We start from the raw sequence: 17,871 nt of genomic DNA on the forward strand, positions 1-17,871 counted from the left end.
TGCAAAGAACCTTTGCGCTCTTTTCCGGCCCCGCTCAGCCGGCCGTGATGAAGCCCTCCTTCACCAGCCACTCCTTGGCGACCTCGTGCGGGTCCTCGCCCTCCACGTCCACCTTCGCGTTGAGCTCCCGGCCGACGTCGGTGGTCAGCCTCGCCGACAGCGGGTCGAGCAGGGCGCGGATGGCGGGCCAGCGGTCCAGGGCCGCGCTGTTGACGACCGGAGCAGCGTCGTAGTTGGGGAAGAAGTGCTTGTCGTCCTCCATGACCTGCAGGTCCAGGGACGCGATCCGGCCGTCGGTCGTATAGACCTCGCCGAGCAGGCAGGAACCCGGCTTGGCGATCTGGGTGTAGATGATCCCGGTGTCCATCTTGCGGATGCCGGAGGAGGGCAGGTCCATGCCGTACGCCTTCTGCATGCCGGGCAGGCCGTCGTCCCGCGAGGCGAACTCGTTCTCCACGCAGAGGGTGACGGCCTTCGGATCCTTCCGCGACAGGGCGGCCACGTCGGACAGCGTCCGCAGCCCGTAGGGGCGGTTCTTCTCCCGGCTGATGGCGAGGGCGTAGGTGTTGTCCAGGGTGGACGGCCGCAGCCAGATGATGCCGTTGCGGCGGTCGGCGTCGCGGACGGCCCGCCACTGCTCCTGCGGGTCGGCGATGGGCTCGTCGTTGCCGAGGTAGGTGATCCAGGCGGTGCCCGTGTACTCGTACATGGCGTCCGCGGCACCGGACTTGATCGCCTCGCGCGCCCCGATGGAACCCTGGATGTTGGTGCGGTCCAGCACCTCCGCGCCGGCCGCCTTGAAGACCAGGCCGATCATCGAGCCCAGGATGATCTGCTCGCTGAAGCTCTTGGACGTCACCGTGAGCGAGGCGCCCTTCAGCGGCAGGCCCTTCCCCAGGGAGCCGGGGCGTACGTCGTCGACGAGCGGGCTGCCGCTCTTGAGCCCGCAGCCCGGGGCGCAGGCGAGCAGCACCAGCAGGCCCGCGGCCAGCGCCCGGCGGCGCATCAGCCCGTCTCCAGGCCGTGCGGCCGCAGCAGTTGCCCGGCCAGCGACGCCAGCCAGTCCACCAGCAGGGCCAGCACCACGGTGAGCACCGAACCCAGCACGAGCACCGGCATGCGCTGGGTGACGATCCCGGTGGTGATGATGTCGCCGAGCCCTCCGCCGCCGACGAAGGTGGCGAGCGTGGCGGTGCCCACGTTGAGCACCAGCGCGGTGCGCACGCCCGCCAGGATCAGCGGTACGGCCAGCGGCAGTTCGATCCGGGACAGCGTCCCGGCCGCCGACATCCCGATGCCGCGCGAGGCCTCGATCAGAGTGGGGTCGATGGCCCGCAGTCCGGCCATGGTGTTGGAGAGCACCGGCAGCACGGCGTAGACCACCATGCCGACCAGCGCCGTGCGGGGCCCGATGCCCAGCCAGATGACCAGCAGCGCCAGCATCCCGATGGCCGGCGTGGCCTGTCCGACGTTGGCGATCGCCGTGACCACCGGGGCGGCCGGGCGCAGCCGCCGCCGGGTCAGCGCGATGCCGAGCGGGACGGCGATGACCAGCACCCAGAAGGTGGAGATCGCGGTGAGCTTGACGTGCTGCCACAGCCGCACCCGGACGGTGTCGCCGACGAGGGCGTTCTCGGCGATGGAGTCGAGGGTGATGCCGGTGATCCACAGATAGGTGGCGAGCAGGACGAGGGCCAGCACGACCGGGGTGGCCACCAGGTGGCGCCAGGTCAGCCGCCGCGGCGGCCCGGGGGCGGGCGGGGCCGGCTCGTCGCCGGGGCCCTGACCGGCCGCCGGCTGCGCGGGGCCCGTGGTGCCGCCCCCGGCGCCGGGAGCCGTCGCGGGCCCGCCCGGTCCACCCGTCCCGTCCGGCGGTCCGGCGGCGGGGCTCATGCCCGTGCCCCCGGTTCGTGGTCGGAGCCCTCCTGCTCGGCCCGGGTCTGCGGGGCGCGCAGCTCCTCCAGGTCGTGACGGTGCTCCAGGGCCGCCAGCCGGTCCTCCTCCAGCAGCTCGTGCACGGAGTTGAGCAGCGTCTCCATGTCCACCACCCCGGTGAACTCGCCGCGCCGGCCGGTCACCGCGACCCGGCCGCTGCTGTCGGTGAGCACCGCCTCCAGGGCGTCCCGCAGGGTCGCGTCGCGGGTCACGGTGTCGCCCACCAGCGTTCCGGCGCGGGCGAGCGAGCCCTTGGCGCGCATCAGGTCGCCGCGCCGCAGCCACTTGTAGGGGCGGCCCCTGCGGTCCAGCAGCAGCAGTTCGTTGGTCGTGGTCGCCCCCCGCAGCCGATCGAAGATCGACTGCAGCGGGTCGTCCAGGCGCACCGTGGGGAAGTCGGCGACGCCCACGTCCCGCACCCGGGTCAGGTTGAGCCGCTTCAGGGCGGCTCCGGCGCCGACGAACCCGGAGACGAAGTCGTCGGCCGGATTGGTGAGGATCGCCTCGGGGGTGTCGAACTGGGCGATGTGCGAGCGCTCCCGCAGCACCGCGATGCGGTCCCCGAGCTTGATCGCCTCGTCGAAGTCATGGGTGACGAAGACGATCGTCTTGTGCAGTTCGTGCTGCAGCCTGATCAGTTCGTCCTGGAGGTGGTCACGGGTGATCGGGTCGACGGCGCCGAACGGCTCGTCCATCAGCAGCACCGGGGGGTCGGCCGCCAGCGCCCGCGCCACCCCGACACGCTGCTGCTGACCGCCCGACAGCTGGCGCGGGTAGCGGCCCCGGAACTCCCGCGGGTCCAGCCCCACCAGATCCAGCATCTCTTCGACGCGGTCGCGGACCCGCGCCTTGGACCAGCCCACCATCCGGGGGACGAGGGCGATGTTCTCGGCCACCGTCATGTGGGGGAACAGCCCCGAGGACTGGATCGCGTAGCCGATCTTGCGGCGCAGCTTCACCGGGTCCATGTGGGTGACGTCCTCGCCGCCGATGCGGATGCGGCCCGAGGTCGGCTCGATCAACCGGTTGATCATCTTCAGGGTGGTGGACTTGCCGCACCCGGAGGGCCCGACGAAGATCACCGTCTCGCCGGCCCCGATCTCCATGCTCACGCCGTCCACGGCCGGCTCCGCGCTGCCCGGGTAGCGCTTGGTCAGCTGCTCCAGCTCGATGGTCGCGCCCGACGCCTCAGCCACGGATCCCCCGGGGGATGGTGAGCCGCCCGAGCAGCACGTAGCAGGCGTCGAAGAGCAGCGCCAGGACGACGATGCCGATGGTCCCGGCCAGCACCTGGTTGAGCGCGTTGGCGCCGCCCAGGGAGGCGATCCCGCGGAAGATCTCGTTGCCGAGCCCCGGCCCGGAGGCGTACGCGGCGATCGCCGCGATGCCCATCAGCATCTGCGTCGCCACCCGGATGCCGGTCAGGACCGGCGGCCACGCCAGCGGCAGCTCCACGCGGACGAGTGCCGCCGTCCGGGACATGCCGATGCCCCGGGCCGCGTCGACCAGCGCCGGGTCGACCCCGCGCAGTCCCACGATCGCGTTGCGGACCACCGGCAGCAGCCCGTACAGCGTCAGCGCCGTCACCGTCGGGGGGACGCCGAGCCCCAGCCAGGGAATGAGCAGGCCGATCAGGGCCAGGGACGGGATGGTCAGGATCGTGGCGGTGGAGGTGACGGCCAGGCCCGCGGCCCAGTCGCGCCGGTAGGAGAGCACCCCGATCCCCACCCCGATCGCGGTCGCCAGCACCATGCACTGGAAGACCAGACTGGCCTGCTGGTAGGCGTCGATCAGCAGCTGTTCGTGCCGGCTGGCGAGGTACTCCCAGAAGCTCACCGGGCATCACCCCTGCCGTCCCTCGGCTACGTGTCCGCGTCCTGTGCCGCCTGCTCGACCAGCGGGATGATCCGCAACGGGACCGGGTTCTCCATGACGATCGCCGTGGCGGCCCGCACGATGCCATCAAAGCCCACAACCCGGTCGATCACACGTTGGAGATCGGCGTTCGAGCGGGCCACCAGCCGGCACAGCATGTCCCCCTGCCCGGTCGTGGTGTGCAACTCCAGCACCTCCGGGACGCCGGCCAAATGCGCCCGTACGTCCGGACCTTGCCCCTGCTTGATCTCAAGCGTCGCGAAGGCCGTCACCGGGTAGCCCAGCGCGGCCGGGTCCACCTGCGGCCCGAAGCCGCGGATCACCCCATTGGCCTGAAGCCGGTCCAGCCGTGCCTGCACGGTCCCGCGCGCCACTCCCAGGCGGCGCGAGGCCTCCAGCACGCCGATCCGCGGTTCCTCGGCGAGCAGCTTGATCAGCCGTCCGTCCAGCCGGTCGATACCCATGGCACCCCAGTCCCTCCTGTGACGGTGGTCACCGTGCACAGAATGCCGCCCGATTTCCGTGCACTGCTGTGCAGGTTGTCCAGTCGTTCGGGAAACTATTGCGCACCTTGAGGTGCCGGGCGAGGCTGCTGCCATGACTGAGACCCTGGATCACACTTCCCCCACCCCCGGCGACGCGGACCCGTTCCCGGTCAAGGGAATGGACGCGGTCGTCTTCGCGGTGGGCAACGCCAAGCAGGCCGCCCACTACTACTCGACCGCGTTCGGCATGAAGCGCGTGGCCTACTCCGGACCGGAGAACGGCAGCCGCGAGACCGCGTCCTACGTCCTGGAGTCCGGCAGCGCCCGCTTCGTCTTCACCTCCGTCGTCAAGGCCGCCACCGACCACGGCCGCTTCCTGGAGGAGCACGTCGCCGCCCACGGCGACGGCGTCGTGGACCTGGCCCTGGAGGTGCCGGACGTCCGTGCGGCCTACGACTACGCCCTCGCGCACGGCGCCACCGGCCTGGAGGAGCCCCACGAGGTCGGCGACGAGTACGGCACCGTCGTGCTGGCCGCCATCGCCACCTACGGCCAGACCCGCCACACCCTGGTCGAGCGCGGCGCCTACAAGGGCCCGTACCTGCCCGGCTACGTCGCCGCCGCGCCGATCGTGGAGCCGCCGGCCAAGCGCTACTTCCAGGCGATCGACCACTGCGTCGGCAACGTCGAGCTCGGCAGGATGAACGACTGGGTGACCTTCTACAACCGCGTCATGGGCTTCACGAACATGAAGGAGTTCGTCGGCGACGACATCGCCACCGAGTACTCCGCCCTGATGTCCAAGGTCGTCGCGGACGGCACGCTGAAGGTCAAGTTCCCCATCAACGAGCCCGCGATCGCCAAGAAGAAGTCCCAGATCGACGAGTACCTGGAGTTCTACGGCGGCCCCGGCGTCCAGCACATCGCCCTCGCCACCAACGACATCGTCGCCTCGGTCCGCGCCATGCGCGCCGCGGGCGTCGAGTTCCTCGACACCCCGGACTCCTACTACGACACCCTCGGCGAGTGGGTCGGCGACACCCGCGTCCCGATCGACACCCTGCGCGAGCTGAAGATCCTGGCAGACCGGGACGAAGACGGCTACCTGCTGCAGATCTTCACCAAGCCTGTCCAGGATCGCCCGACCGTCTTCTTCGAAATGATCGAGCGGCACGGTTCGATGGGCTTCGGCAAGGGCAACTTCAAGGCGCTCTTCGAAGCGATCGAGCGCGAGCAGGAGCGTCGCGGCAACCTCTGATCGCCGATGCCGCGGACTCCGGCGCCGGACCATGCCTCCACGGGGGAGGGGCGTGGACCGGTGCCGGCCCGTGGTCAGAAGACGATCCGGAAGTTCCGCAGGGCCATCGCGAGCGCCCAGACCCCGAACGCCCACAGCGCCAGCGCCCCCAGCACCGCCCCCGTCGCGGCCCACAGCCCCGCGCGCGGCGGCCGCCGCAGCGCCCCGGCGAGCACGCCTGCCACCGCACCCGCCGCCGGCAGGCCCGCGATGAGCAGCGCCGCGTTCTCCAGCGCCACCTTGGTGCGGTGGTTGCCCACCCAGTCCGTGGGGCTCTTGTGCTGCGCCGCGTCCACGGCGCCCATGACCCACAGCACCACCGGCGGGGCGAGCAGCACGACCGCCCACACGCAGCGCACGGCGACCCTGCGGCCGTGCCGCCGCCGCGCCTGTGCCGTGCCGCCGGTGTCCGTCGTATCCGTCGTGTCCGTCACGGCGGTCATCCTCGCCGCGCCCCCGCCCGCGCCACCATCCGTACGGATACTCAGAACGCCGCCGGACGCCCGGTGACGTGATCTTCCCCGGGCGGCGCCGCGGTGCGAAGCTGGACGCATGGGCGATCTCATCGACCGGCTGCGCGCCGGACTCCCCGACGAGGCCATCCTCGCCGATCCCGACGTCACCGCCTCCTACGCCAACGACATGGCCAGCTTCTGCCCGGCCGGAGCGCCCGCGGTGGTCGTGCTGCCGCGCACCGTGGAGCAGGTCCGGCACGTCATGCGGACCGCCACGGCCCTGCGGGTGCCCGTCGTGCCGCAAGGGGCCCGAACCGGCCTGTCGGGCGCCGCCAACGCCTCCGACGGCTGCATCGTGCTCTCCCTGACCAAGATGGACCGCATCCTGGAGATCGACCCCGTCGACCGTGTCGCGGTCGTCGAGCCGGGCGTCGTCAACGCCGCCCTGTCCCGCGCCGTCGCCGAGCGGGGCCTGTACTACCCGCCGGACCCCTCCAGCTGGGAGCAGTGCACCATCGGCGGCAACATCGGCACCGGCTCCGGCGGCCTGTGCTGCGTGAAGTACGGGGTCACCGCCGAGTACGTGCTCGGCCTGGAGGTCGTCCTGGCCGACGGGCGGCTGCTGCGCACCGGCCGGCGCACCGCCAAGGGCGTCGCCGGATACGACCTGACCCGGCTGTTCGTCGGCTCCGAGGGCAGCCTCGGCATCGTGGTGCGGGCCGTGCTGGCGCTCAAGCCCGCCCCGCCCGAGCAGTTGGCGCTGGTGGCGGAGTTCCCCTCGGCCGAGGCGGCCTGCGCGGCGGTCTGCGACATCATGGCCGGCGGCCACGTGCCCTCACTGCTGGAACTGATGGACGGCACGACCGTGCGCGCGGTCAACGAGATGACCAGCATGGGGCTGCCCGGATCCACCGAGGCGCTGCTGCTCGCCGCCTTCGACACCCCCGACCCGGCCGCCGACCTGGCCGCGCTGGGGGCGCTGTGCACGGCCGCCGGGGCGACGCAGGTGGTGCCCGCCGAGGACGCGGCCGAGTCCGAAATGCTGCTGCAGGCACGGCGGATGGCGCTGCCCGCGCTGGAGCGGGTGTCCACGGCCACGATGATCGACGACGTGTGCGTGCCGCGCGGCAGTCTCGCCGCGATGCTCGACGGGGTCGCGGCGATCGCCCGCAAGCACGACCTGACGATCGGCGTGTGCGCGCACGCCGGGGACGGCAACACCCACCCCGTGGTGTGCTTCGACGCCGCCGATCCCGAGGAGTCCGGCCGGGCCCGCGAGTCCTTCGACGAGATCATGGCGCTCGGCCTGGAGCTCGGCGGCACGATCACCGGGGAGCACGGCGTGGGGGTGCTGAAGAAGGAGTGGCTGGCGCGCGAACTCGGCCCGGTGGGCGTGGAGATGCAGCGCGGCATCAAGAACGTCTTCGACCCGCTCGGCATCCTCAACCCGGGCAAGGTGTTCTGAGCCCCGGCTCCGGCCGCCGGGCCCCGCGGGTTCCCGCCTCAGGCGTCCGGCGGCTCGTCGGAGCCGTGCCAGGGGTCGCGCGCACGGCGTTCGTCGCGTGTGCCCTCGCCGGCGGCCGGGGCCAGCAGCTCGTCCAGCCGCTCGTCCATGGACAGGTGGTCCAGCTCCGTCCCCGGCGGCACCGCCCGCAGCGTGCGCTCCAGCCACGCGGCCACCGGGTGCGAGGACGCCTCCAGCAGGGCGGTGCCGTCCGGCGAGCTGAGGGCCATGCAGATCACGCTCCGCCCGTCCGTCTTGGTCGGCCAGATCCGTACGTCGCCGTGCCCGCTCGGCCGGAACACCCCCTCGACCAGCAGCTCCCGGGCGAAGGTCCAGTTGACGGGGCAGTTGGAGCCGACGTGGAAGGTGATGTGCACGGCGAAGGGATCCTCGGCCCGGTAGGCCAGCCTGGCCGGGACGGCGATGCTGCGCTCGGGCGACAGCACCAGGTGCATCTCCAGTTCGCGTTCGACCACGGTGTGCATCTCGTCGTCCTTTCCTCGGCGCGAAGGCCCCTGGCGGTGCTGCGCGGCGGGTGCTGCGCGGGGCCCGCACCGGGAGAGAGCGCATACGGCCTTCACCATTACGCGGGTTCCGGCGATCGGGAGGACTTTCCCCGAAGGCCCGGCACTCGCGAGATGGATGCGGTACACACGGAACGTCGCCGTCCGCCCCTCCTGGGGGTGCGTACGGTGCCGCGACGGTCCTCCCGTTCCCGCCCCCGCCGCGCCCACGGCTCCGCGGCGCGCACGTCCCCGTCCGTCCGAGGCGGTGTCAGTTCGGAAGCGTATCGGTTCGGTCGCCGGGATTTGCCCCGGAATGCCGATCCTCGCCCGTGGATCGTTTCTTTCGTCCGCCCGCCGCGTTCTTCGTTAGTGTCCTCCTTGCACGCCGGGGGACGGCGAGCTGGTCGAGCGTGTCGGTCGTGAGGGGAGTTGTCACGGATGACCTCCGGTAGCAGCGGCGGGAGCCTGCCCGGTCCCGGGTACTACCCGGACCCGTCCATCCCGGGCTACATCCGGTACTGGAACGGCTCCTCGTGGGTGCCCGGCACGAGCCGTCCCGCGCCGCGGCCCGGGGAGGACCTCGCGCCGCCGTCCGGTGCGGCCGTGGCCGCGGCCGGGCCCGCGCTGGCACCGCCCCCCGTCCCCCCGGTGCCGGAGGTCCCGGAGGCGGCCGCGACGCCGCGGACCCCCGCACTGGAGGAGTCCGGGCCGATGTTCCTGGACGAGGACCCGCGGGCGCCGCGGGCCGAACGCGGACCCGAGACCGTCACCGGGCTGCAGGCACAGCAGCCGCAGCAGGCGCTTCCCGTGGAGCAGCCGCGTGAGGAGTTCCGTCCGCAGCCCGCTCCGGAGCGGGCGTGGGCCGCCGACCCGGCCCGGCAGACCCCCTCGCCCCGGGTGTCGTGGGGCACCCCCGAGCGCCCCGAGCAGCCCGCCGCGCCCGTACCGGCACCGGCACAGGCCGCGGCCCCCGCCCCTTCGCCGGCGCCCGCCCCGGCTCCGGCGCCCGCCCCGGCTCCCGCGGCCGCCCGCGCGGCCACCGCGTCCGCGCCGACCGAGAGCGCCGTGCCGGGGCAGCAGCCCGCGGCCGTCCCGTGGGCGCAGCAGGTGCACGACCTGGCCCGTCAGGTCCCGTCGCAGGGCGGGGAGGCGGCGGCCCCCACGCCCTGGCGGCCGGTCGCCGACGACCCCTTCGCCTCCGCGCAGCAGCAGGCACGCCCCGCGTCGCCGGGGAAGCGGCTGGTGGCCCGGCTGATCGACACCGTCGTGGTGGGCGCGGTCGTCGCGGCGGCCGCGGTGCCGCTGGGCACGGCGGGCTACGAGCACCTGCGCGACAAGGTGGACGCCGCCCGGCTGACCGGCGAGGAGGTCACGGTCTGGCTGATCGACGGCACGACGGGTCTGCAACTGGGCATCGTCGCCGCCGTCGCGCTCGTCACCGGACTGCTCTACGAGGTGCTGCCCACCGCCAAGTGGGGCCGCACCCTGGGCAAGAAGCTGCTCGGCCTGCGGGTGCTCGACATCGAGAGCCAGTACGAGCCGGGCTTCGGGCAGGCGCTGCGCCGCTGGCTCACCCACACGGTGCTGGACGTGCTCGTGATCGGCTTCCTCGGGCTGGTGTGGTGCCTCTTCGACCGGCCGTGGCGGCAGTGCTGGCACGACAAGGCGGCGCGCACCTTCGTGGCCCGCGAGCGCTGACACCCGAACGGCCCCCGCCGGAGGCGCCGGCGAATCGTCCGGGTTTCACTCGGGGCATGAGCACCGACCAGCCCGAGGACCCGTTCGCCAAGCCGCCCCGGGAGCCGTCCGGGCCCGCGCAGCCGCCGCCCGGGCAGTCACCGCCGCCCGGGCAGCAACCCCCGGGACAGCAGCCTCCACCCGGTCAGCAGCCGTACCCGCCGCCCCCCTACCAGCCCCCGCCCGGCGGCTCGCCCTACGACCAGCCGCCCCCGGGCTACGGCGGCGGCGACCCGTACGCGAGCGGCACCTACGGCGCGGGCGAGCCCGATCCCCTGGCGGGGATGCCCCCGCTGGCGAACCGGGGGCGCAGGCTGGTCGCGCGCATCGTCGACGGGCTGATCATCGGCATCCCGGTCTACGGCCTCACCGGGCTGATCTGGAACTACGACTACAACGCCACCGGCGCGCTGTTCTCCCAGGGCGTGATCTACGCCGTTGTCTACCTGGCCTACCAGGTGTTCATGCTCACCCGGTACGGGCAGAGCCTCGGCAAGAAGCTGCTCAGGGTGCGCGTCGGCATGCTCACCGACGGCACCAACCCCACGACCCCGGCGGCGCTGAAGCGGGAGGCGGTCTACTCGCTGGTGCCGATCATCCCGTGCTGCGGTGAGATCTTCTGGATCATCGAGGTGCTCTGGTGCACCTGGGACAAGCCCTACCGGCAGTGCCTTCATGACAAAGCGGGGCAAACCGTGGTGGTTTCGGTGGAGTAAGGCACACTGTGGGGTGATCGTCGCAGGGCCGTGACCATCTGCGTCTATGCGCCGTCATGCCCGGCTGATTTACTCACTCCATGAGTTCGAATCAACCGCCCGGCTACGGTTACCCGCAGGGCGGCTCGGGGGACCAGAACCCGTACGGGCAGCAGCCGTACGGGCAGCAGCCGCACCCCCAGGGCCAGAACCCTTACGACCAGCAGCCGTTCCCGCAGCAGCAGCAGCCCTACGCCTATCCGCAGCAGGGGCCCGGCTACGGGCAGATGCCGACGGACCCGGCCCTGGCGGGCATGCCCCCGCTGGCCACCAGCGGCCAGCGCTTCCTCGCCCGGCTCATCGACGCCCTTATCTTCATCCCGGTCGCCGTCGTGGTGTTCCTCATCGTGGGCTTCTCCGGAAGCTACGGGAAGAGCATCCTGGCTTCGTTGCTGCTCAGCGCCGCGCTCTTCGCGTACGAGGCGCTCATGCTGCGGGCCTCGGGGCAGACGGTCGGCAAGAAGGTCATGAAGATCCGGGTCGCGCGGCTCTCCGACGGCGGCGTGCCCGTGGACGCGGCCTGGGCCCGGGCCGGCGTGTACGCGGGCCTGGGTGTGGTCAGCAACGTCATCCCGTGCCTGGGTGCCATCCCCTCGCTGCTGAACGCCCTGTGGCACCTGTGGGACAAGCCGTACCGCCAGTGCTGGCACGACAAGGCGGCCAAGACCGTCGTCGTCCAGGTCTGACACGCAACTCCCGCGAAGACGGACGAAGACGACGGCCCCGGAGCATCCGCTCCGGGGCCGTCGTCGTGTTCCGGGGGGTGCGGCGCTCAGCGCCGCAGCGAGTGCTCGCCCAGCCGGGCCTCGGCGGTGCCGCGCACGCGGGGCCGCGGGACCGGGTGCCGCTCGACGGGCACTTCGCGCCTGGCGCGGCGCGCGCCGGCCGGGATCGTCGCCGTCACGGCGACCAGGACGCCGAGCGCCAGTCCCGCCGCGGCGATGACCGCCACGGCGAAGCCCGATCTCGCCTCGGAGAGCAGCAGCATCGCGAGGGTGGAGAGCACCACGGTCGCGGAACCGTACGTCAGCTGGGCGGGGGTGGGACGTGGCATGGCTGATCCGTCCTCATATGCGTCGATTGTGGCGGAGCGTCGGCCAGGGCCGTCTTCCGGTGGTTCGGACGTGGCACGCCAACCACCGACCCTACGGTGCGAGATGCCCGCGCGGAACGCCTGGTAAGCGTGACCTAACCCACGGTGCGGAAGCACGGGGGGCGCACGGGGTCGCATCACGATCTTCCGCGGCCCAACGAAGTTGCGGTGAAAGGTACTTGATCGGGCTGCCGTGTCCGCTATGTGCAACGGGACGGTCGCTCACCGTACTTGTCGGTCATGGTCAAGTCAAGATCTGTCTTTTCATGCGTCACTCCGGTGCAATGGCTTCACCCTAGGGAGGTCAAACCATCGTGATAAGCCAACGACGGACCATCAGATCCGCCGCTCTGGCCGTGGCGATCGCCGCAATAGGCGCCACCGCCTTTCCCGTCGCGGCAGCCCAGGCCGACACGCAGGCCGGTCGTGTCGTGCGGCACGACCCGGCGAAGGCGGAGCGTGTCGAGCACGATCTGAAGGGCCCGCTGAGCGAGCGTCAGGCCGCACAGCGCCAGCAGGCGATCGAGCAGGTCATCTCCGGCAAGTCCAAGGTCGAGGACCGCGGCGCCTCGGACGTGGTGAAGCTCGGCAAGAACAAGTACGTCGAGCTCGCGCGCGAGAAGACCGACAAGATCTTCGTGATCCTGGCCGAGTTCGGCAACGGGGTCGACCCCGCGTACGGAGGTACGGCCGGTCCCGCGCACAACCAGATAGCCAAGCCGGACCGCACCAAGGACAACAGCACGGAATGGCAGGCCGACTACAACCGGCAGCACTTCCAGGACCTGTACTTCTCGAAGGCCAAGGACACGGAGTCCATGGCCAAGTACTACGAGAGGCAGTCCTCCGGCCGCTACTCCGTCGCCGGCGAGGTCGCCGACTGGGTCAAGGTCGACTGGAACGAGGCCCGGTACGGCAGCAACAAGTGCGACACCTGCACCTGGAACCTCGTCGCGGACGCGGTGAACAAGTGGGTCGCCGCGCGCGAGGCCGCCGGTGACAGCGCCGCCACGATCAAGGCGAAGCTGGCCGAGTACGACCAGTGGGACCGCTACGACTACGACGGCGACGGCAACTTCAACGAGCCCGACGGCTACATCGACCACTTCCAGATCGTGCACGCCGGTGAGGACGAGTCCGCCGGCGGCGGCGCCCAGGGCGAGGACGCGATCTGGGCCCACCGCTGGTACGCGTACGGCACCGACGCCGGCGCCACCGGCCCGGAGGGCAACCTGCTCGGCGGCACCCAGATCGGCGACACCGGCGTCTGGGTCGGCGACTACACCGTCCAGCCGGAGAACGGCGGCCTCGGTGTCTTCGCCCACGAGTTCGGCCACGACCTCGGTCTGCCGGACCACTACGACACCACCAACACCGCCGAGAACTCCACGGGCTTCTGGACGCTGATGTCGTCCGGCTCCTGGCTCGGCACCGGCGAGGACGCCATCGGCGACCTCCCCGGCGACATGACGGCCTGGGACAAGCTGCAGCTGGGCTGGCTGAACTACGCCACCGCCAAGGCCGGCAAGACCTCGGTCAGCACCCTCGGCGTCGCGGAGTACAACACCGCGAAGAAGCAGGGCCTGGTCGTCACGCTCCCGGAGAAGACCGTGACCACCGAGCTGGCCACCCCGGCCGAGGGCACCAGGCAGTGGTGGAGCGGCAGCGGTGACAACCTGAGCAACACCCTCACCCGCGACGTCGACCTCACCGGCAAGTCCTCGGCGAGCCTGGCCCTCAAGGGCTGGTACGACATCGAGGAGAACTACGACTACCTCTACACCGAGGTGTCCACCGACGGCGGCGCCACCTGGACCGCGGTCGACGGCACGATCGGCGGCGCCCCGCTCCCGCGCGACGCCAGCGGCAAGCCCGCGCTGACCGGCACCGCGGCCTCGTACCAGGACATGGTGCTCCCGCTGGACGCCTACGCCGGCAAGTCGGTCAAGCTCCGCTTCCGTTACCAGTCCGACGGCGGCGTGGCCCAGAAGGGCTTCCTCGCCGACGCGATCACCCTGACCGCCGACGGCGCGACCGTGTTCAGCGACGGCGCCGAGTCCGGTGACAACGGCTGGACCGCGAACGGCTTCACGGCCAAGGGCTCCACGTTCTCCGAGGAGTACGCGCAGTACTACATCGCGGAGAACCGGCAGTACGTCTCGTACGACAAGACCCTCAAGGTCGGCCCGTACAACTTCGGGTTCGCCGCCCCCAAGGACAACTGGGTCGAGCACTACGCGTACCAGAACGGCCTGCTGATCTGGCTGTGGGACACCTCGATGAACGACAACAACGTCAGCGCGCACCCGGGTGCCGGCCGGATCCTTCCGATCGACGCCCACCCCAAGGCGCTGAAGTGGAAGGACGGCACGCTGCAGCGCAACCGCGTGCAGTCCTACGACTCCACGTTCACCTGGGCCCGCACCGACGCCCTCACCCTGCACAAGGCCGGCGTCGCCACCAAGATCCCGAGCCTGCCCGGCAACCCGGTCTTCGACGACAGGAACTCCTACTGGTCCTCGGAGAACCCCACGGGCAGCGTGAAGACGGCCCCGACCAACACCCGCATCACGATCATCCACGAGGCCCGGGACGGCAGCACCGTCACCCTCCTGGTCAGCCCCTCCAAGAAGTGATCGCGCACTGCCGGAAGTGACCTGATCGGCCCCCGTCCCCTGGTGGACGGGGGCCGATCTGCCGATCATGTGCTTATGGCCAGCGGCGGTTTCACCCGGCTCCCCAGCGGCGACGTCGTCGTGGCCCTCCGGTTGCCCTCGCCCGGCGGGGCCCCGGACGAACACATCAGGGTGCTCGTCGTCGCGGTCAACCGCCAGCGCGCGCTGACCCGTCTGCGGAACCTCGGCTTCCGGACCGTCCGCCTCGTCGGCAACATGGAACCCCCGACGTCCGACGAGATCAACGCCGTCCTCCACCACCCCGACGGCCTGGTCTGGCGCCGCATCCCCTCGCCCCCCGCCGCCGCCTGGCAGTCGATCGCGGCACTGCTGGGCCCGACGGTCCGCCGGTGAACCCGGGTGCGGTCCGGGCTTCAGGCCTGGTCGCGCACCACCGGCTTCCCGGACAGCTCCGCGCCGGCCGCGCGCAGCTCCTCCAGCGCCCGCTCGGTCGTCCCCGCCATGACGCCCGCCGTCAGGTCGAGCAGCACCCGGGTGCGGAAGCCCTCCCGCACGGCGTCCAGCGCGGTCGCCCGGACGCAGTGGTCGGTGGCGATGCCGACCACGTCGACCTCCGCCACATGGCGCTCGCGCAGCCACTCGGCGAGCCCCGTGCCGTTCTCGTCGGCGCCCTCGAAGCCGCTGTACGCACCCGCGTAGGCGCCCTTGTCGAAGACCGCCTCCACCGCGCCGGAGGCGACCGCCGGCGCGAAGTTGGGGTGGAAGCCGACGCCCTCGGTGCCGGCGACGCAGTGCGGCGGCCAGGTGTGGACGAAGTCGGGGTGGTCGGCGAAGTGCCCGCCGGGGGAGACGTGGTGGTCGCGGGTGGCCACGACGTGCCGGTATCCGGCGGTGGCGTCCCCGACCAGGTCGGTGATGGCCGCGGCGACCTCGGCGCCGCCGGCGACCGGCAGGCTGCCGCCCTCGCAGAAGTCGTTCTGCACGTCCACGACGATCAGTGCGCGGTGCATGGCGCTCGGTCCTTTCCCGTCGCTGTCGCTTGTCGACTGTAGTGAGCGGCGCCCCGCCGAGGCAGGCCGCCCCCCGGCGGATCAGTGGGTGATGTACTCGGTGGGCAGCACCGGCTCGCCGCGCGACAGCTGGGTCGCGGACAGCGGCAGTCCGGCGCGCGCCTCGATGTGGCGGGCGCGGGCGGCCTCCAGCGGCTCCCGGTGCACGGTCTCGCCGCCCAGCACCAGCGGTACCAGCAGCTGCCGGTCCGCCAGCGGCCCCGGGACCGGTCCGGTGCCGATCACCTCCGCCTCGGCGATTCCGTCGGCGTCCAGCCGCCGGGCCGCCCACTTGCGCCCGCCGATGCTGGTCTTGCCGCCCATGGACTTCTTGGCGACCGGCACCAGGGGTGCGGCGGGGTCGTCGGAGGCGGCGCGGGCGACCAGTTTGTAGACCATCGAGCAGGTCGGCTGCCCGCTGCCGGTCACCAGGGAGGTGCCGACGCCGTACGCGTCGACCGGCGCCGCGGCCAGCGAGGCGATCGCGTACTCGTCCAGGTCCGAGGTGACCACGATCCGGGTGTCCTTTGCGCCCAGGTCGTCCAGCTGCTGCCGCACCCGGTGGGCGAGCAGCAGCAGGTCACCGGAGTCGATGCGCACGGCCCCGAGCCCGGGACCGGCGATCTCCACGGCGGCCCGGACGGCCGACGCCACGTCGAAGGTGTCGACCAGCAAGGTGGTGCCGCGGCCGAGCGACTCGACCTGCGCGGTGAAGGCGTCCCGTTCGTCGTCGTGGAGCAGGGTGAAGGCGTGCGCGCTGGTGCCGATGGTCGGCAGGCCGTAGCGGAAGCCGGCGGCCAGGTTGCTGGAGGAGGCGAAGCCCCCGACGTAGGCGGCCCGGGAGGCCGCCACCGCCGCCAGCTCGTGGGTGCGGCGGGCGCCCATCTCCATGAGCGGCCGGCCCCCCGCGGCCACGGCCATCCGGGAGGCGGCGGCCGCGATCGCCGAGTCGTGGTTGAGGATCGACAGCACCACCGTCTCCAGCAGCACCGCCTCGGCGAAGGTGCCCTCGATCCGCATGACCGGCGAGCCGGGGAAGTACACCTCGCCCTCGGGGTAGCCGAGGACGTCGCCGCGGAAGCGGTAGCCGGCCAGCCATTCGAGGGTCGGCCCGTCCACCACCCCCTCCCGTTCCAGGAACGACAGGATGCCGTCGTCGAAGCGGAAGTTCTCCACGGCGTCCAGCACCCTGCCGGTGCCGCACACCACCCCGTACCGGCGCCCCTCGGGCAGCCGGCGGGTGAACACCTCGAACACCGAACGGCGGTGGGCGGCGCCGCTGCGCAGCGCGGCCTGCAGCATGGTCAGCTCGTACCGGTCGGTGAACAGTGCGGTGGAGGGGACAGCGACGGGCAGCCCCAGGTCTGCGGTGCTCATGTCTGAGGATGCTACCCCCAACTCTCGTCAGAGTGACGATTTCTCGGGGGCCGGTTTCCCTGCGGGCACCGTCTGGTGACAGCATGGGTCACGTGAGTGTCGCCCCCGCTGAGATCGAACGGACCGAGTCGAGCGAGGCCCCCTTCGAGGTGCCGTCCCCGGACGTTCCCTGGGTGACTGTCGTCCACAACGACCCGGTCAATCTGATGAGCTACGTGACCTACGTCTTCCAGGCGTACTTCGGCTACCCGAAGGACAAGGCCACCAAGCTCATGCTCGACGTGCACCACAAGGGCCGGGCCGTGGTGTCCAGCGGCACGCGCGAGGAGATGGAGCGCGACGTGCAGGCGATGCACGGCTACGGCCTGTGGGCCACCCTGACGCAGGACCGCTGAGGCCACGAGACCACCGAGACCACCGAGCCCCTGAGGGACGGCTGATACCGACATGCCCGGGTACTTCCAGACCACTGCCGGAGGCGGCGCCGCCGTCGCGCTCGACGCGGTCGAGATCTCCATCCTGCGCAGCCTGGCCGTGCAGCTGCTGGAACTGATCGGCCCCGGCGACGCCGCCGCCGACGCCGAACCGGCCGACCCGCTGGCCGAGCTGTTCGCCGAGGGCCCCACCCGGCCCCCGCAGGACCCGGCGCTGGCCCGGCTCTTCCCGGACGCGTACGAGGAGGAGGCGGACTCCTCGGAGTTCCGCCGTTTCACCGAGAACGACCTGCGCGCCCGCAAGCGCGACGACGCCCTCGCCGTCGTCCGCAGCCTCGACGCGCTGGCCTCCGGCGGCGACGGGGGAGCGGTGCTGACCCTCGACACCGGGCAGGCGCGCCAGTGGCTCGGCGCCCTCAACGACCTGCGGCTGACCATGGGGACCCGGCTGGAGATCAGCGACGACGAGGACAGCGAGCTGTACCGGCTGCCGGACTCCGACCCGCGCAAGCCGCTCGTCATGGCCTACCTCTGGCTCGGGGCGCTCCAGGAGAGCCTGGTGGAGACCCTCATGCCGTGATCCGAGGAGGGCGTCCGTTCGCTCAGACGACGCTCAATTCCGGATAACGATCGCGTCACCCGAGCGGACCGCCTTCCCGTTCGGCGCACCTTTTGTCCGCTTCTCCCTGTGCGGTGTGCCACATTTGCGCTGCGTGTCCGGCGCACACCCCGT

General features: G+C 71.8%; 19 protein-coding genes. 9 read left to right on the top strand and 10 right to left on the bottom strand.

Annotation, left to right across the window (positions count from 1 at the left end; translation table 11 throughout):
* Positions 1-34: 34 nt before the first annotated feature.
* Genes ACFW3D_RS29045 through ACFW3D_RS29065 form a run of 5 tightly spaced genes read right to left on the bottom strand, consistent with a single transcriptional unit; the run spans position 35 to position 4,274 of the window.
* Positions 35-1,006: a glycine betaine ABC transporter substrate-binding protein gene (locus ACFW3D_RS29045; RefSeq protein WP_500508857.1), complete on the bottom strand. Its 972-nt coding sequence runs from the start codon at positions 1,004-1,006 to the stop codon at positions 35-37.
* Positions 1,006-1,893, bottom strand: coding sequence for an ABC transporter permease (locus ACFW3D_RS29050; protein WP_500508859.1), 888 nt, complete (start codon positions 1,891-1,893; stop codon positions 1,006-1,008). Before ACFW3D_RS29050 ends, ACFW3D_RS29045 begins: the two co-directional genes overlap by 1 nt.
* The gene (locus tag ACFW3D_RS29055) at positions 1,890-3,131 is read right to left on the bottom strand and encodes a betaine/proline/choline family ABC transporter ATP-binding protein (RefSeq protein WP_500508861.1); all 1,242 of its coding nucleotides are present in this window, start codon (positions 3,129-3,131) and stop codon (positions 1,890-1,892) included. Before ACFW3D_RS29055 ends, ACFW3D_RS29050 begins: the two co-directional genes overlap by 4 nt.
* A complete protein-coding gene (locus tag ACFW3D_RS29060; protein WP_500508862.1) occupies positions 3,124-3,771 on the bottom strand; it encodes an ABC transporter permease in 648 nt (215 codons plus the stop codon). Before ACFW3D_RS29060 ends, ACFW3D_RS29055 begins: the two co-directional genes overlap by 8 nt.
* Before the next feature lie 26 nt (positions 3,772-3,797).
* Positions 3,798-4,274: an Lrp/AsnC family transcriptional regulator gene (locus tag ACFW3D_RS29065; protein ID WP_500508864.1), complete on the bottom strand. Its 477-nt coding sequence runs from the start codon at positions 4,272-4,274 to the stop codon at positions 3,798-3,800.
* A 133-nt stretch (positions 4,275-4,407) separates the two neighbouring features.
* Here ACFW3D_RS29065 and hppD point away from each other — a divergent pair, with 133 nt between their 5' ends.
* Entirely contained in the window at positions 4,408-5,553 is a 1,146-nt protein-coding gene (gene hppD, locus ACFW3D_RS29070) for a 4-hydroxyphenylpyruvate dioxygenase (RefSeq protein WP_500508866.1), read from the top strand.
* A 74-nt stretch (positions 5,554-5,627) separates the two neighbouring features.
* Here hppD and ACFW3D_RS29075 read toward each other — a convergent pair whose 3' ends face one another.
* A complete protein-coding gene (locus ACFW3D_RS29075) occupies positions 5,628-6,026 on the bottom strand; it encodes a hypothetical protein (RefSeq protein ID WP_500508868.1) in 399 nt (132 codons plus the stop codon).
* Between the two features lie 118 nt (positions 6,027-6,144).
* Between ACFW3D_RS29075 and ACFW3D_RS29080 the strand changes: the two genes are divergently transcribed.
* The gene (locus tag ACFW3D_RS29080; RefSeq protein WP_500508869.1) at positions 6,145-7,512 is read left to right on the top strand and encodes an FAD-binding oxidoreductase; all 1,368 of its coding nucleotides are present in this window, start codon (positions 6,145-6,147) and stop codon (positions 7,510-7,512) included.
* A 38-nt stretch (positions 7,513-7,550) separates the two neighbouring features.
* Here the strand turns inward: ACFW3D_RS29080 and ACFW3D_RS29085 are convergent, their stop codons facing one another.
* The gene (locus ACFW3D_RS29085) at positions 7,551-8,036 is read right to left on the bottom strand and encodes an SsgA family sporulation/cell division regulator (protein ID WP_500508871.1); all 486 of its coding nucleotides are present in this window, start codon (positions 8,034-8,036) and stop codon (positions 7,551-7,553) included.
* A gap of 459 nt (positions 8,037-8,495) precedes the next feature.
* On the opposite strand from ACFW3D_RS29085, the gene ACFW3D_RS29090 reads away from it, so the two are divergent.
* The 3 genes from ACFW3D_RS29090 to ACFW3D_RS29100 all read left to right on the top strand — a co-directional run bounded on the left by ACFW3D_RS29090 (position 8,496) and on the right by ACFW3D_RS29100 (position 11,235).
* The gene (locus tag ACFW3D_RS29090; RefSeq protein WP_500508874.1) at positions 8,496-9,755 is read left to right on the top strand and encodes an RDD family protein; all 1,260 of its coding nucleotides are present in this window, start codon (positions 8,496-8,498) and stop codon (positions 9,753-9,755) included.
* Positions 9,756-9,811: 56 nt separating this feature from the next.
* Positions 9,812-10,510, top strand: coding sequence for an RDD family protein (locus ACFW3D_RS29095; protein WP_500508876.1), 699 nt, complete (start codon positions 9,812-9,814; stop codon positions 10,508-10,510).
* A gap of 80 nt (positions 10,511-10,590) precedes the next feature.
* Entirely contained in the window at positions 10,591-11,235 is a 645-nt protein-coding gene (locus tag ACFW3D_RS29100; RefSeq protein ID WP_500508879.1) for an RDD family protein, read from the top strand.
* A gap of 86 nt (positions 11,236-11,321) precedes the next feature.
* On the opposite strand, the gene ACFW3D_RS29105 is transcribed toward ACFW3D_RS29100, so the two are convergent.
* A complete protein-coding gene (locus ACFW3D_RS29105) occupies positions 11,322-11,603 on the bottom strand; it encodes a hypothetical protein (RefSeq protein WP_500508881.1) in 282 nt (93 codons plus the stop codon).
* Between the two features lie 353 nt (positions 11,604-11,956).
* Between ACFW3D_RS29105 and ACFW3D_RS29110 the strand changes: the two genes are divergently transcribed.
* The gene (locus ACFW3D_RS29110) at positions 11,957-14,278 is read left to right on the top strand and encodes an immune inhibitor A domain-containing protein (protein WP_500508883.1); all 2,322 of its coding nucleotides are present in this window, start codon (positions 11,957-11,959) and stop codon (positions 14,276-14,278) included.
* Between the two features lie 75 nt (positions 14,279-14,353).
* Positions 14,354-14,671 (top strand): hypothetical protein, encoded by a 318-nt coding sequence (locus ACFW3D_RS29115; protein ID WP_500508886.1) that lies wholly within the window; start codon positions 14,354-14,356, stop codon positions 14,669-14,671.
* 20 nt (positions 14,672-14,691) lie between these two features.
* Here the strand turns inward: ACFW3D_RS29115 and ACFW3D_RS29120 are convergent, their stop codons facing one another.
* Both ACFW3D_RS29120 and ACFW3D_RS29125 read right to left on the bottom strand, forming a co-directional pair.
* Positions 14,692-15,288, bottom strand: a complete 597-nt coding sequence (locus tag ACFW3D_RS29120; protein WP_500508889.1) for an isochorismatase family protein — start codon at positions 15,286-15,288, stop codon at positions 14,692-14,694.
* An 81-nt stretch (positions 15,289-15,369) separates the two neighbouring features.
* A complete protein-coding gene (locus tag ACFW3D_RS29125) occupies positions 15,370-16,704 on the bottom strand; it encodes a nicotinate phosphoribosyltransferase (RefSeq protein WP_500508892.1) in 1,335 nt (444 codons plus the stop codon).
* Between the two features lie 83 nt (positions 16,705-16,787).
* Between ACFW3D_RS29125 and clpS the strand changes: the two genes are divergently transcribed.
* The gene (gene clpS, locus ACFW3D_RS29130; protein ID WP_431949157.1) at positions 16,788-17,099 is read left to right on the top strand and encodes an ATP-dependent Clp protease adapter ClpS; all 312 of its coding nucleotides are present in this window, start codon (positions 16,788-16,790) and stop codon (positions 17,097-17,099) included.
* Positions 17,100-17,151: 52 nt separating this feature from the next.
* On the top strand, positions 17,152-17,718 hold the full coding sequence (locus ACFW3D_RS29135) for a DUF2017 domain-containing protein (protein WP_500508894.1): 567 nt from the start codon (positions 17,152-17,154) through the stop codon (positions 17,716-17,718).
* Positions 17,719-17,871 lie beyond the last annotated feature (153 nt).

The organism is Streptomyces sp. NPDC058864, from assembly GCF_042742985.1.
Taxonomy (GTDB): domain Bacteria; phylum Actinomycetota; class Actinomycetes; order Streptomycetales; family Streptomycetaceae; genus Actinacidiphila.

Bases quoted from the DNA above. Each gene is read 5' to 3' on its own strand.
- ACFW3D_RS29135 (WP_500508894.1), top strand. From the start codon at position 17,152: ATGCCCGGGTACTTCCAGACCACTGCCGGAGGCGGCGCCGCCGTCGCG.
- ACFW3D_RS29120 (WP_500508889.1), bottom strand. From the start codon at position 15,288: ATGCACCGCGCACTGATCGTCGTGGACGTGCAGAACGACTTCTGCGAG.
- ACFW3D_RS29085 (WP_500508871.1), bottom strand. From the start codon at position 8,036: ATGCACACCGTGGTCGAACGCGAACTGGAGATGCACCTGGTGCTGTCG.
- hppD (WP_500508866.1), top strand. From the start codon at position 4,408: ATGACTGAGACCCTGGATCACACTTCCCCCACCCCCGGCGACGCGGAC.
- ACFW3D_RS29090 (WP_500508874.1), top strand. From the start codon at position 8,496: ATGACCTCCGGTAGCAGCGGCGGGAGCCTGCCCGGTCCCGGGTACTAC.
- ACFW3D_RS29095 (WP_500508876.1), top strand. From the start codon at position 9,812: ATGAGCACCGACCAGCCCGAGGACCCGTTCGCCAAGCCGCCCCGGGAG.
- ACFW3D_RS29045 (WP_500508857.1), bottom strand. From the start codon at position 1,006: ATGCGCCGCCGGGCGCTGGCCGCGGGCCTGCTGGTGCTGCTCGCCTGC.
- ACFW3D_RS29125 (WP_500508892.1), bottom strand. From the start codon at position 16,704: ATGAGCACCGCAGACCTGGGGCTGCCCGTCGCTGTCCCCTCCACCGCA.
- ACFW3D_RS29105 (WP_500508881.1), bottom strand. From the start codon at position 11,603: ATGCCACGTCCCACCCCCGCCCAGCTGACGTACGGTTCCGCGACCGTG.
- ACFW3D_RS29065 (WP_500508864.1), bottom strand. From the start codon at position 4,274: ATGGGTATCGACCGGCTGGACGGACGGCTGATCAAGCTGCTCGCCGAG.
- clpS (WP_431949157.1), top strand. From the start codon at position 16,788: ATGGGTCACGTGAGTGTCGCCCCCGCTGAGATCGAACGGACCGAGTCG.
- ACFW3D_RS29100 (WP_500508879.1), top strand. From the start codon at position 10,591: ATGAGTTCGAATCAACCGCCCGGCTACGGTTACCCGCAGGGCGGCTCG.
- ACFW3D_RS29080 (WP_500508869.1), top strand. From the start codon at position 6,145: ATGGGCGATCTCATCGACCGGCTGCGCGCCGGACTCCCCGACGAGGCC.
- ACFW3D_RS29050 (WP_500508859.1), bottom strand. From the start codon at position 1,893: ATGAGCCCCGCCGCCGGACCGCCGGACGGGACGGGTGGACCGGGCGGG.
- ACFW3D_RS29115 (WP_500508886.1), top strand. From the start codon at position 14,354: ATGGCCAGCGGCGGTTTCACCCGGCTCCCCAGCGGCGACGTCGTCGTG.